General features: G+C 59.6%; 13 protein-coding genes. 5 read left to right on the forward strand and 8 right to left on the reverse strand.

Annotation, left to right across the window (positions count from 1 at the left end; genetic code table 11):
* Window positions 1–67: 67 nt before the first annotated feature.
* Both OHL21_RS23400 and OHL21_RS23405 read right to left on the reverse strand, forming a co-directional pair.
* Window positions 68–1,204, reverse strand: coding sequence for an SH3 domain-containing protein (locus OHL21_RS23400; RefSeq protein ID WP_263419715.1), 1,137 nt, complete (start codon window positions 1,202–1,204; stop codon window positions 68–70).
* A gap of 121 nt (window positions 1,205–1,325) precedes the next feature.
* Window positions 1,326–2,432 carry a lactonase family protein gene (locus tag OHL21_RS23405; protein ID WP_263419716.1) on the reverse strand — a complete coding sequence of 369 codons (1,107 nt, stop codon included), beginning with the start codon at window positions 2,430–2,432 and terminating at the stop codon, window positions 1,326–1,328.
* Window positions 2,433–2,491: 59 nt separating this feature from the next.
* Here OHL21_RS23405 and OHL21_RS23410 point away from each other — a divergent pair, with 59 nt between their 5' ends.
* The gene (locus OHL21_RS23410; RefSeq protein WP_263419717.1) at window positions 2,492–3,505 is read left to right on the forward strand and encodes a M20/M25/M40 family metallo-hydrolase; all 1,014 of its coding nucleotides are present in this window, start codon (window positions 2,492–2,494) and stop codon (window positions 3,503–3,505) included.
* A 133-nt stretch (window positions 3,506–3,638) separates the two neighbouring features.
* Here OHL21_RS23410 and OHL21_RS23415 read toward each other — a convergent pair whose 3' ends face one another.
* The 5 genes from OHL21_RS23415 to nadA all read right to left on the reverse strand — a co-directional run bounded on the left by OHL21_RS23415 (window position 3,639) and on the right by nadA (window position 7,092).
* Complete coding sequence (locus OHL21_RS23415) at window positions 3,639–4,184, reverse strand: carboxymuconolactone decarboxylase family protein (RefSeq protein ID WP_263419718.1); 546 nt, start codon at window positions 4,182–4,184, stop codon at window positions 3,639–3,641.
* A gap of 84 nt (window positions 4,185–4,268) precedes the next feature.
* Window positions 4,269–4,805, reverse strand: coding sequence for a peroxiredoxin (locus tag OHL21_RS23420; RefSeq protein WP_263419719.1), 537 nt, complete (start codon window positions 4,803–4,805; stop codon window positions 4,269–4,271).
* Between the two features lie 102 nt (window positions 4,806–4,907).
* Window positions 4,908–5,342, reverse strand: coding sequence for a Fur family transcriptional regulator (locus OHL21_RS23425; protein WP_263419720.1), 435 nt, complete (start codon window positions 5,340–5,342; stop codon window positions 4,908–4,910).
* Between the two features lie 108 nt (window positions 5,343–5,450).
* Window positions 5,451–5,879 carry a DUF2203 domain-containing protein gene (locus tag OHL21_RS23430; protein ID WP_263419721.1) on the reverse strand — a complete coding sequence of 143 codons (429 nt, stop codon included), beginning with the start codon at window positions 5,877–5,879 and terminating at the stop codon, window positions 5,451–5,453.
* An 88-nt stretch (window positions 5,880–5,967) separates the two neighbouring features.
* A complete protein-coding gene (gene nadA, locus OHL21_RS23435; protein ID WP_263419722.1) occupies window positions 5,968–7,092 on the reverse strand; it encodes a quinolinate synthase NadA in 1,125 nt (374 codons plus the stop codon).
* A gap of 240 nt (window positions 7,093–7,332) precedes the next feature.
* Here nadA and OHL21_RS23440 point away from each other — a divergent pair, with 240 nt between their 5' ends.
* The 4 genes from OHL21_RS23440 to OHL21_RS23455 are packed head-to-tail and all read left to right on the forward strand — an operon-like array spanning window position 7,333 to window position 10,430.
* Complete coding sequence (locus OHL21_RS23440) at window positions 7,333–7,818, forward strand: twin-arginine translocase TatA/TatE family subunit (RefSeq protein WP_263419723.1); 486 nt, start codon at window positions 7,333–7,335, stop codon at window positions 7,816–7,818.
* Complete coding sequence (tatC, locus tag OHL21_RS23445) at window positions 7,811–8,593, forward strand: twin-arginine translocase subunit TatC (protein ID WP_263419724.1); 783 nt, start codon at window positions 7,811–7,813, stop codon at window positions 8,591–8,593. The genes OHL21_RS23440 and tatC overlap by 8 nt, the downstream gene beginning before the upstream one ends.
* Entirely contained in the window at window positions 8,590–9,516 is a 927-nt protein-coding gene (locus OHL21_RS23450) for a M28 family peptidase (protein ID WP_263419725.1), read from the forward strand. The genes tatC and OHL21_RS23450 overlap by 4 nt, the downstream gene beginning before the upstream one ends.
* Before the next feature lie 5 nt (window positions 9,517–9,521).
* The gene (locus OHL21_RS23455; protein ID WP_263419726.1) at window positions 9,522–10,430 is read left to right on the forward strand and encodes a TerC/Alx family metal homeostasis membrane protein; all 909 of its coding nucleotides are present in this window, start codon (window positions 9,522–9,524) and stop codon (window positions 10,428–10,430) included.
* Between the two features lie 366 nt (window positions 10,431–10,796).
* Here the strand turns inward: OHL21_RS23455 and nadB are convergent, their stop codons facing one another.
* On the reverse strand, window positions 10,797–12,347 hold the full coding sequence (gene nadB, locus OHL21_RS23460) for an L-aspartate oxidase (protein WP_263419727.1): 1,551 nt from the start codon (window positions 12,345–12,347) through the stop codon (window positions 10,797–10,799).
* Between the last annotated feature and the right edge of the window lie 29 nt (window positions 12,348–12,376).

Here is a 12,376-nt window from a genome sequence, read left to right on the forward strand (position 1 = left end):
GGACAACGTCTGTAAAGTCACGCCCCAGCAGTCACAAACAAACGCTAAACAAACCTTTGCCCCCCAACTACTTGCGTTTTTTGGGAGATTTCTTCGCTGCGGCTTTGGTTGCCTCGTCCTCGCTGGCCTTCGCCTCCGCCGGCGGAACCTCGCCCGGCTTCAGCACCCGGCGAGTGATATTTCCTTCCAGCCGGTAGGTCTTCTGCACCAGCTTCGAAGGCTTCGAGATTCCGGTCACAGGATCGGGGATCACCGGGCCGTTGTCCGCAGCCAACACCCGATAGGTAAACGAGGGCGCCGGCAGGGTGTTTGCACTCTGGCGCGGAGCATTCGGCTGGCCCGGGTCGGTCTTGACCTCCACCGGCAGAAAACCCTGGATATTGCGATCGCGGAAAGCCGTCTCATACCGGTGCTTGGCCCGGTTCCAGGTAAAGACGCGCACCTGGTCGAAGTCATACGGCAGCCCGGCCTTCCAGCTATTCATCAGCGTGACGAAGATCGGCACCATCTTGTCCGTGCCTTCAATCTCATCGTCTTCAACCTTCGTCAGCACGTAGTTGCCCACGATGCGTTGGCCTTCGGCGTATCGCGCCACCGAATCCGGCACGTCGACATCCATCATGCGCGAGAGCATCCAGCCTGACCGGTCTCCCGAGCGCACCAGCCACCAGTCCTCCATCGGCGGAGGCGCGGGCGGCTCACCATCTTTCGGTTGCGGCGGCGGAGCGCCCCCAGGCGTAGGCTTGGGCAGTGTAGCCCGGGCAATGAGCCCCAGCTTCTCTCCCTCATTCAGCCGGTAGAAACGATCCGTATCGCGGCCCGGCTTCAGGTGCAGGTACACATCATCCCGCACCACACCGGTGGCCACTGCAGGCTGCCGGGCATACTCCTTCTTCAGGGCCTCGAACTGATCGACGGTGTCCTGGGTCACGACCGCCCGCTCGTTAATCCAGCCCGTCTCGCCCTTATCGGTCACCACGCGGAAGTAGTGCCGCTGACGCTCCAGGATCTTCAACTTCTGTCCGTTGTCGACATTCCCCGTACGGTTTGACACCGCTGCCAAACGATCCCGCAGGTAGGTCCCCTTGGCGGTGACATAGACATACTCGTCCTTGGGTTTAGGGCGTAGACGGCTGCATCCCGCCAGCAGCACAAAGACTGCGGCGAGCGCGAACAATCTACGTTGGAATGACGGAAAGCTCACGTCCGGACAGCTCCGAGCATACTATCTGCAGATGCGTATGCGTAAATCACGGTTCGCCGCAGGCACCTAGTGCGTCAACTACAAGAGCACTTATGAGTGGGTCCACTTGAGTGCGTCCACATTAGTACGTCACAGCCACTGCGACAGGACCGTACGCCGTCGTCGTTGAACTGACCGTATAAATCCGCCCCGCTGTCGAAGAATCAAAGGCATACATCCCCAGATCAGGCGAGCCTCCATTGGCCGCCGCCAGAATGTACTTGCCCGTGGAGTCCGCGGCCAGAGCGGTCATGGTCTTGCCGGCCGAATACGGCGATCCACTAAGCGCAGTCAGTGTTCCTCCCGTACCGATGGTGAAACCCGAGATCGTACCGTCCCCTTGGTTCCCTACATAGACATACGTCGCCGTGTTATCCACCACCACCGAGGTCGACTGGCTGCTGGTCGCAAACGGCGATCCGCTCACAATCGTGAGCGCCCCACCCGTACCAATGGTATAAACCGCCAGCCCCGCCGAGTTCCCACTGCGGGCGATGAACAGATACGCCGTGTTCTTGTCGATCGCAATGGCGTTATCGCTGCTCGATCCAGGAGCCGACAGCCGCTGGTTCTCACTCATTGCGCCGGTCGACGTGTTGAAGCCGTAAACAATCTCGCCCGCCGTCCCCAGAGCCACGATTACGTAGCTGCCGTTAGGAGCAACCTTGATCGCCTTGGGCACCACCGCCGTTCCCGAGCTGAAGCTGTATGACGCTCCGCTGGCTGACGTCAGTACACCAGTCGATGTGTTGATGGAATACTCCTCGATGGTCGCCCCATCCGCATCCAGCGTGAACAGCCACTTCCCATCGGGGGAGATGGCCATGGACACTACATTGCCGTTCGCCACCGCGGTGCCGTTATTCGCCGCCGTCAGTACGCCGCCGGTGCCAATGGAGTACGCATACACCACGCCGCTACCCGCCACATACACGAACGTATTTGCCGGAGTCACCGCAATCGCCGTTGGCGTAAAGCTCAACGTGTAAGGCGATCCGCTGACGGCCACCAGCGCTCCCGTCGACATGGCATAGGCGGTCACCGAAGTCGAACTCGCATTCGCCACATACACGATGTTCGATCCCGAACTGCTTCCGCCACCCTTGATCGGCGGAAAGAAGTCACTGCAACCCGCCAATAGAACGATCGGCAGAACCACAAAGAAGCGCAATGCTCGGCACAGCTTCAACACGCTCACCATTGTCGCAGGAATTGGGTCTGTGTCGTGGCTTTGCCTATAATCCGGCCATGCTCAAACGCTCTTGCATGACCTTTGGCGCAGCCGCGCTGCTGACCCTGACGACCTGCCTGTTGGACGCACAAAGCCCGCAATCCGTTCTGGAACAGCAGGTTCGCGCCGATATGAATTTTCTCGCATCCGATGCCCTGCAGGGCCGAGGGTCGGCCACGCGCGATGAGCACATCGCCGCCCAGTACGCCGCAGCGGTCTTCCAGGAGATCGGTCTGCAACCGGGCAACAACGGAAGCTTCATCCAGAAGGCTCCGGTCGAGCTCTCGGACCGTGCCAAACAACGCATCGAACAACGATACGCCCCCGCTGACCGCTTTGAGACCTGGAACGCCATCGCGATCCTTCCCGGAACCGATCCGAAGCTGAAGTCTGAGGTCATTCTGCTTACTGCCCATCTCGACCACCTGGGCGTCGCCAAACAGCCTGTCAATGGAGACGCGATTTACAACGGAGCGGATGACGACGCCTCCGGCACGACCGCCGTACTCAACCTCGCCCGCTACCTGGCCCATGCCAAGCCGTCTAAGCGCACTGTCGTTTTCGCCATCTTCGGCTCAGAAGAATTGGGCGGCTTCGGCGCCCGCGCTTTTCTGGCCCATCCGCCGGTAGCCATCACCAGCATCGTCGCCAACCTGGAGTTCGAGATGATCGGCCGCTCCGACTTAGCCGTCCCCGAAGGCACCCTCTGGCTCACCGGCTTTGAGCGCAGCACCCTTGGACCCGAACTCGCGAAGCACGGCGCTCACCTCGTGCAGGATCCGCATCCGAAGGAAAACTTCTTCATGCGCAGCGACAACTACGGCCTGGCTCTCGAAGGCATCGTCGCCCATACCGTCTCCAGCTTCGGCCTGCACACGGACTATCACCAGGTCACCGACGAGATCACCACCATCGACTTCAAACACATGACCACTGCCATCGCCTCGATGGAGGCTCCCGTAGAGTGGCTCATCAATACCAACTGGAAACCCGCGTGGAATCCGGGTGGGAAACCGGAGAAAAAAGACTAGATACAGTTGCTAGTTGCTGGTTCCTAGTTGCTAGTTTTTGTTCCGAAAAGATAAAGCCCCATCCACGCTCTGTGCCGGATGGGGCTTTTGTTTTTCAACTAGGAACCAGCAACTAGCAACTAGCAACTGTCGCCTACGCCTGCGGCGTAGGCGACGCCTTCTCCGCATCCAGCACTACGCCGATAGCGTGAATCACTGACGTGACGCGGATGGCTGCGTTCACCACCTCTTCCGTCATGCCCTTCTGGCGAACCACATTCTCGTGTGAGCTGACGCACTTGCCGCACGCGTTCACCGCCGAAACGGCCAGACACCACAGCTCAAAGTCGACGTGATCGACGTTGTGCGTGCGCAGCACATTCATGCGCAGGCGCGCGGGCAGGGTCGCGTACTTCTCGTTGTCCGTCAGGTGATGGAAACGGTAGTAGATGTTGTTCATGCCCATAATCGCCGCGGCTGCTTTGGCGGCATCCAGAGCGACAGGGGTCAGCACCTTGACTGCTTCTTCGATGGTCGCCGCTGTTAACTCCGGATTCCGAGTAGCGATCGCGGTGCTGACTACGGTTCCCCAAAGCTGCTGCGGGCTGAGCTCCGTGTTCTGGCGCACCAGCGAGCTGAAGTTTAGCTTCAGATCTTTCGCGTAGGCAGGCAAGCTGCCGATCACATCATCGAGTGCCATGAAAAAATCTCCTCTCTCTGCGCCATTCGGGCGCAAGAAAAGGCGGCCACTCCAGCGGCGGCCACCTTTTCAGTTCAACTCGGTTTAGACGGCCAGGGTCTCTTCGCCCTTTTGCCAGTTGCAGGGGCAGAGTTCGTCGGTCTGCAGCGCATCCAGAACACGCAGGACCTCCTGCGGATTGCGGCCCACCGAGCCGGCGGTGACGTACACAAACTGGATCACGTTGTTCGGATCCACCAGGAACGTCGCACGCTGGCAGACGCCGCCGTCCGGATCCAGAATGCCGAGCTGACCCGACAGATCACGCTTGATATCGGCAAGCATCGGGAAGGGCAGGTCGCGCAGATCCTCGTGGTTGTTGCGCCATGCCAGGTGCACGAACTCGGAATCGGTCGAACCGCCCAGGATCTGGCAGTCACGATCCGCAAACTCCTGGTTCAGCTTGCCGAAGCCTGCAATCTCGGTCGGACAAACGAACGTGAAATCCTTCGGCCAGAAGAAGTAAAGCTTCCACTTGCCGGGGTAGGACTCCTCGGTGATCGTCTCAAAGGCCTTGTCCTTATCGCGGCTGACCGTGGCTACCACGGAAAAATTTGGAAACTTCTCGCCAATCTGAAGCATGTGTCTCTCCTCGGGGTGTAGTTATCGTGTGCAGACCGGCACACCGGTCCGCAGAAACTCGGAACTGCAAAACTCTCGTAGTCGACTGCGGCAAATACGTTGTTAGTTGCTCTTCTTTGCCTGGCAATCCGGGCAGATGCCGATGACATCCACCGCGTACCGCTCGACGAGGAACCCGCCGGGCAGTTTCTGATGAGAAGGCAATAGGCCGAGATCGGCTTCATCAATATCCGAAATCGACTTGCACATGGAGCAAACCATGTGGTGGTGCGGCCGGCTGTTCATCTCCACGCGCAGCGTGCCATGGTGCATGCTGACCTCGCGAAAGATTCCGCTCTCTACGAACAGATGAATGTTCTTGTAGACGGTTGCCAGACTAATAGCGGGAATCTTCTTCTTCACACGCGCGTAAACCTCTTCCGGAGAGGGGTGCCCGTGCATGCCTTGCATGATCTCAAACAGAACCTGGCGCTGATGCGTCACCGCGATGCCGTGTTGCTGGCACAGTTCGCGGAAGTTTGTCGCAGACGATTCCATCAAGACTTAGTAAACGATAATTCTTATCGTCTGTCAAACACTATCCCTGGAAAACATCTGGCGCTAGAGATCGCAGGAAATAGATATCTCTATGGAATAAAAGAGTAACTACTGTAGCTTTTCGCCGCGTGTAAACCGCTCGTCCAGAGGTTTCCGTCCAGCGAAGCCATCTTCCATGGTGTGCCAGTGCGTGATCGCGGTCTCCCCCTGCTTCCAGCAGAGGAGTACCACGCGGTCCTCAAGCTGGAAGGGAAAATCCAACAGGCCGGTGTCCAGATCCTTTACCTGAACCCCAATGGCGTCGATTTCCGCGAGCGTGTCTTTGGCTTCCTGTATGGCCTTCTCGCGCTGCCCACGGCGACGGGCCACAGCAGCGATATCGACATGCATGCCGCCATGCAAAAAGATCCGCTGCGAGAGGTCCTGCAGCTCCCCCTCCACCTGCGCTGCCAGGCGCGCTGCTGTCTGCGCGCGCTTCAGCAGGCTCTCCAGCACCGGCAACATGGTCTGCGCCTCGGAAAGGGTAAAGGTCCGCATATGACAATTATGCCTCTGAATCAGCGACACCGCGCCGCTTTCCTGATATCTCACACGGCAGTACGCCCGCCAACCTGTCGCTGCAAATCTAAACCTTGATCTCCAGCATCCGGTCCAGCGCCACCCGGGCCCAGTGCTTCACCTCGTCATCCACCTTGATGCGGTTGACGACATTGCCCTCGACCAGGTTCTCCAGCGCCCACGCCAGGTGCTGTGGGCTGATGCGATACATCGTCGTACACAGGCAGCCCGAGTCATCCAGCGTGATGATCTTCTTGCGACCTTCGAAGAGCTTCGCCATACGATTCACCAGGTGAATCTCGGTTCCAACGGCGAACATGGCTCCCTCCGGAGCCCGCTGGATCACCTCAATCAGCTTCTCGGTCGATCCCGTAGCATCCGCCTTCTGGCAGACCTCCCAACGGCACTCCGGATGCACAATCACCTGGATACCCGGATAGTTCGCCCGCACCTGGTCCACGTGTTGCGGCAGGAAGCGCTGATGCACCGAACAGTGCCCCTTCCACAGGATCACCTTAGCGGCTTTCAACTTCGCCGGCGAAACACCGCCGCCGATCACCCAGGGGTCCCAGACCACCATCTCGTCCAGCCCGATGCCCATTGCATACGCCGTATTGCGGCCAAGGTGCTGGTCAGGCAGGAACAAGATCTTTTGCTTACGATCGAAGGCCCAGGTAAAGGCTCCCGGAGCGTTCGAAGAGGTGCACACCAGGCCGCCCCGCTCGCCGCAGAAGGCCTTGATCGCTGCCGAGGAATTCATATATGTCAGCGGCATGACATCCGCCGCAACCCCGGCCCGTTCCAACTGCTCCCAACAATCCTCCACCTGACCGATCTCCGCCATGTCGGCCATGGAACATCCGGCGTTCAGATCCGGCAGAATCACCTGCTGGCCACCCTTGCCCAGCACATCGGCGCTCTCGGCCATGAAGTGCACGCCGCAGAAGATCAGATACTTGGCATCAGTCTTCGCCGCCACCTTCGAAAGCTTGTAGCTGTCGCCGGTGTAGTCGGCGAAGCGGATCACCTCATCACGCTGGTAATGGTGCCCAAGGATGATGGCGGTTTTGCCCAGAACCTCGCGTGCAGCCGCAATACGGGCATCCATGGTGTGGTCGGGTTGGGACAGATAGTTGTCCAGCGAGCAGGCGTCAGCCTGTGGCGCTTCCAATACTTCTTCCAGAACACTCACTTCTCTTCCTGCCTTCAGTCACGCTCAAGGCGCAACGGGGATGTTGAAAGCATTACTGCGATGGCTGCAGTGGATTCGCTGCCCTTCGGCCCACCCCACGGGGATGTTGCAACCATGTCCTGCACCGATAAGACGCCCCAGAGGGGTCCTACGATGCAAGCTTCTTTACAGGGCGGTGAACGCCCCGTAACAACCTCAGTCTACAGCATCGGGTCCGCTCCGCTATGATGGCTGGTAGCGATGCCCAGCTTTGCCGATAGCGTCTTTCTTTTCTTCCTGGCCCTGCTCCTCTTTGGGCCCAAGAAGCTGCCGGAACTCGCCCGTCAGCTCGGAAAGCTGATGGCCGAGTTCCGTCGCGCCTCTAATGAGTTCAAGTATCAGATGGAAGAGGAGTTACGCCTCTCTGAGCAGGCCGAGGAACGTAAGAAACTCGCCGAGCAGGCCAAGGAAGCCGGCCCTGAGGCCGTCAAACCCATCGCGACCGAGGGCGACGTAAGCATCATGCCTCCCTCCACCGGTCTGCCGACTCCGGCGGGCTCCACAGAAACGGGAGCTGCTAGCTCCTCCGATCCGGCTACGCAGACCGAAGTCGATGCGGTCAGCGCCCTCGTAGACTCCGTTCCGGTGGAAACCATCCCTTCGGAGCCGATCCCGCACATTCCTTCCGAGCTGGACCAGCACCTGGACCCGGCCCACACGCATACCACGCAGGAGAGCCATGGCTGACGTCATCGATCGCGCCCGAGCGGCAGTAACGGACCGCGCCGAACTGCCCGGCATGAGCCTGATGGAGCATCTCGATGAGCTCCGCAAGCGCCTCATCCGAGCCGTCATCTACCTGGTCGTTGGCATGGCCATCGCCTATGCCTTCCACGAGCGTCTCTACGACATCGTGCAGAAGCCGCTCACCGACCTGCATCTGAAACTCAACTTCACCCATCCGACCGACGGCCTGAATCTATCGTTGAAGACGGCGCTCTACGGCGGAGCTATTCTCGCCGCGCCTTTCATCCTCTACCAGGTATGGCTCTTCATTGCGCCTGGTCTCTATCAGAACGAAAAGAAGTACGTCACGCCCTTCATGGTGGCGACGGTAGGGCTCTTCCTGGCCGGCGCATGGTTTGGCTACCGCTGGGTGCTTCCTGAAGGCCTGCGCGTCCTCATCCTCGGCTTTGGTAAGCAATTCAATCCCATCATCACCATTGAGGACTACACCAACTTTTTCCTTGCGGTGATCCTGGGTCTGGGCGCGTGTTTTGAGCTGCCCGTGCTCATCTTCTTCCTCGCCCTCTTTGGCATCGTCGACGCCAAATTCCTCTGGAAGAACGTGCGCTACGCCGTCATGATCATCTTCGTCATCGCGGCCGTCATCTGCCCGACGCCAGATCCATTCGGCATGTGCCTCTTCGCTTCGCCCATGCTGGCGCTCTACTTCCTCTCCATCTTTGTGGCCTACATGGTCCACCCGAAGCGCCGCGAGGCCAAGGCACAGAAGGCATGAAGTTCGGTCTCGTAGCCCGCGTACTCCTCTCTATTGCGGTGTTTGCCTCCGCGGCAGAGGGGCAGAAGTTCAGCGGCGCCCGCGCCATGGAGCTGACCCGGCAGTACGTCACCACCAGCGGTCCGCGCTGGCTGGGCTCACCCGGTCATGCCAAAGCCGAAGCCTTCATCAAGAAGTTCTTCGCGCCTGAGATCGCCAAAGGCCAGTTCGAAGAGGATGCCTTCACGGCCAGCACTCCTGCGGGCTACCTTCCCGGTAAGAACTTCATCGTGAAGTTTCCCGGCAAGAAGAACGGCATCATCGTCCTCGCCTCGCACTACGAGACCAACTATCCGCTACGCAATATCAACTTCGTCGGAGCCAACGACGGGGGTGCCACTACCGCTCTCCTGATGGAGATGGCCAATGTGCTCCGCACCCATCCTCCCGAGGGCTACTCCGTATGGCTGCTCTTCGATGACGCGGAAGAAGCCGTCGGCGATCATTGGGACACGCAGCGCGATGCCCTCTACGGCACCAAGCACATCGCCGCCAAATGGGCGGCCAACGGCACTCTGCCGAAGATCAAGGCCTTTCTGCTCGCGGACATGTGCGCCGATAAGGACCTGAACATCAACCGCGAAACCAACAGCACCCCATGGCTGCTGGATCTGCTCAAGCAGGCGGCAAAGAATACCGGTCACTCGAACTCAATCTTCAAACTCGAGTCCGCCGTCGAAGACGATCACCTGCCCTTCAAACAACGCGGCGTGCCCGTCCTCGACATCATCGACATCAACTACGGGCCTTCCAGCTTCATGCATCCCGACGGATACCATCACACCGCCGATGACACGCTGGATAAGATCTCGGCCGCGAGCCTGCAGATCTCCGGCGACCTCTTTGTCGAAATGATCCGGCTCATCAACCAGAGCGGTCACTAAGGCCGATGAACGAGATCCCTCTCTACGACTGGATCGGCTTCCACGTCTTCCTGCTGCTGCTCTTTGTCGGGGAGTTCCTCATGCTGCGCCGGAAGCAGACGCCCGCGCGTGCTGTCTGGGCAACTTGCATGTGGATCGGCGCGGCTCTCGCCTTCGCCGGGTATGTCTGGTACACCCTCGGCAGCCCCTACGATATCGAGTTCATCTCCGGCTACGCCATCGAAGAGTCACTCTCGGTCGACAATCTCTTCGTCTTCCTTCTGCTCTTCCGCGAATTCAACATCGAAGGTCCGCATCAGCGCCGGGTTCTCTTCTGGGGAATCCTCGGAGCGGTCGTTATGCGCGCCGGCTTCATCGGCCTCGGCATCGAGCTATTGGAACACTTTGCGTGGGTAACCTACATCTTCGGAGCCTTCCTGCTCTTCGCGGCAGTCCGCCTGTTGATGCCGCACGGCGAAAAGAAATCCGGCAAACCTGCATGGACGAAGTGGATCGAACGCATCTTTCCTGTCTCGAACAATCAGTCGCATTTCTTTCTGCGTGAACGCGGGAAACTGCATCTGACGATGCTCTCGTTGGCGTTGATTGCCATCGCCTTCACCGACTTCGTCTTCGCGCTCGACTCCATCCCCGCGGTGCTCTCGATCACACGGCATCCGTTCATCGCCTACAGCTCTAATGTGATGGCGGTGATGGGTCTGCGCTCGCTCTACTTCCTGCTGGCGCACCTTCTCGAAAAGCTCGCCTACCTGCACTACGGCCTCGCCGCGGTGCTCGGCTTCGCCGCCTTCAAGATGCTCGCCGCCAGTTGGATCGAAGTCTCCGCGCCCCTCTCGCTCGCCATCATCCTGGGCATGCTTGGCATCACTGTCGTGATCTCATTACTGCTGCCCAAGAAGCACGCTACGGCCTGAGACTGCACGACTTTCAAAGCTTGTCATCCTGAGCGTAGCGAAGGACCTGCTTTTGCGGCTGCACGCGGTGCAGCCAATTCGCACCGCAGGTGCGAACGCCTTGCTTAAGGGCACGGCTTCTAGCCGTGCCATACAAACGTCAATCGAGATAGCGGTTTTAACCGCTGAGGGCAATCTATCCCCAGAAACATGCCCTCAGTGGCTAAAGCCACTTCTCTTTCCGAGTCTTCTACGGGACGGCTGAAAGCCGTCCCCTTAAGCAAGGCATTCGCGCATTGCGCGAACGAAAGCAATCGACAAGACACTCGCACTTGATTTCTTAATTCGTCCAGGCGTTGTGAGCGTTCACCCCGATGGTGATCTCATCTACTCAAACCCAACCCCACCATCCCGCAACACCGAGTGCTTCCCAAACCGCACATCGTCCCGCTGCGGAAAATCATTCCGGAAGTGCGCCCCGCGGCTCTCCTCGCGCGCAAGCGCCGAAGCCACGATCATCGTCGCGATCGCATGGAGATTGCGAGCCTCAACAGATCGCCGCCCATTTCCTGCAGGCAACGCCATCGCATCAAGCTCAGCTTTTGCCTCACGCAATCGCTCTGCATCGCGCAGCAACCCGGCCTTCTCCCACATCAATGCACGCAGATGCGCGATCCAGGTTTCAACATCTCCCGCATCGCTGCCGGCTCGAACCGCCGCCGGAACAACCGGCTTCGAAGCCACCGGAGCACCACACTCCTCGACCATCGCCTCCGCCGCCAGAGCTCCAAAGACCAGCCCCTCTAACAGAGAATTGCTCGCCAGACGATTGGCTCCATGCACGCCCGTGCACGCACACTCACCTGCCGCATACAACCCTGCCAGCGAGGTCCGTCCATGCGTATCCGTACGCACACCGCCCATCAGGTAATGGGCAGCCGGCCGCACAGGTATCAGATCCCGTCCCAGCTCAAGTCCATATTTCTCCAGAAACGCCGATATGCCTGGGAAACGAGCCTTCAGGTCTTTCTGCACATGACGCATGTCGAGATAGACCTCGCCCGTCACGTCCTCGCGCGTAATCGCGCGTGCCACTACATCACGCGGCGCAAGCTCCGCCAGCTTGTGATACCGCGGCATGAAACGCTCGCCTGCTGCGTTGCGCAGATGCGCCCCCTCACCGCGTAGCGCCTCCGACAGCAGAAAGCGTGGTGCGCCTCTCCGCGAAAAGGCCGTGGGATGAAACTGATAGAACTCCATATCGCTGATCGCCGCACCCGCGCGCCAAGCCATCGCAATGCCGTCGCCCGTCGCCACTGCCGGATTCGTCGTATCGCTGTAAACCTGTCCCGCGCCGCCGGAGGCCAGCAGCACCGCACAGGCCTCCACGGCACGCATCTCACCCTGCGCATCTTCCAACATCACACCGCAGATGCGTCCCGTATCGGCGCGCAGCAGATCGACCGTCGTGACAAACTCACGCACTTCAATGCGTGAATTCGCCGTCACCATCCGCAGCAGCGATCGGGCAATCTCCCAGCCTGTAGCGTCACCATGCGCATGCAGAATGCGCGATCGTGAATGCGCGCCCTCACGAGTCCGCATCAGCTCGCCCTGTTCGCGATCGAACTCCGTGCCCCATGCCAGCAGCTCATCCACGCGCGCCGGCCCTTGCGCCACCAGCACCTGAGCGGCTTCGCGGTTCACCAGGCCATCGCCCGCCATCACCGTGTCATCCAGATGCTCGGCGACGTCCTCGGCGCCGCCCATAGCCACGGCAATACCGCCCTGTGCATAGGCCGTGTTCGACTCGGCCATCTTTTCCTTCGTCACTACCAGCACGCTGCCGGCCTTCGCCAGCGTCATCGCTGCCCGAAGTCCGGCGATTCCAGCACCCACTACAACAAAGTCAAAACGTTCCCCGGCACTCACCCTCACAGGGTACGCTTCTGATCGCGATACCATAA

It is taken from the genome of Terriglobus albidus, from assembly GCF_025685425.1.
GTDB classification, from domain to species: Bacteria; Acidobacteriota; Terriglobia; order Terriglobales; family Acidobacteriaceae; genus Terriglobus; species Terriglobus albidus.

Bases quoted from the DNA above. Each gene is read 5' to 3' on its own strand.
- OHL21_RS23410 (WP_263419717.1), top strand. From the start codon at position 2,492: ATGCTCAAACGCTCTTGCATGACCTTTGGCGCAGCCGCGCTGCTGACC.
- OHL21_RS23415 (WP_263419718.1), bottom strand. From the start codon at position 4,184: ATGGCACTCGATGATGTGATCGGCAGCTTGCCTGCCTACGCGAAAGAT.
- OHL21_RS23420 (WP_263419719.1), bottom strand. From the start codon at position 4,805: ATGCTTCAGATTGGCGAGAAGTTTCCAAATTTTTCCGTGGTAGCCACG.
- OHL21_RS23425 (WP_263419720.1), bottom strand. From the start codon at position 5,342: ATGGAATCGTCTGCGACAAACTTCCGCGAACTGTGCCAGCAACACGGC.
- OHL21_RS23430 (WP_263419721.1), bottom strand. From the start codon at position 5,879: ATGCGGACCTTTACCCTTTCCGAGGCGCAGACCATGTTGCCGGTGCTG.
- OHL21_RS23440 (WP_263419723.1), top strand. From the start codon at position 7,333: ATGCCCAGCTTTGCCGATAGCGTCTTTCTTTTCTTCCTGGCCCTGCTC.
- tatC (WP_263419724.1), top strand. From the start codon at position 7,811: ATGGCTGACGTCATCGATCGCGCCCGAGCGGCAGTAACGGACCGCGCC.
- OHL21_RS23450 (WP_263419725.1), top strand. From the start codon at position 8,590: ATGAAGTTCGGTCTCGTAGCCCGCGTACTCCTCTCTATTGCGGTGTTT.
- OHL21_RS23455 (WP_263419726.1), top strand. From the start codon at position 9,522: ATGAACGAGATCCCTCTCTACGACTGGATCGGCTTCCACGTCTTCCTG.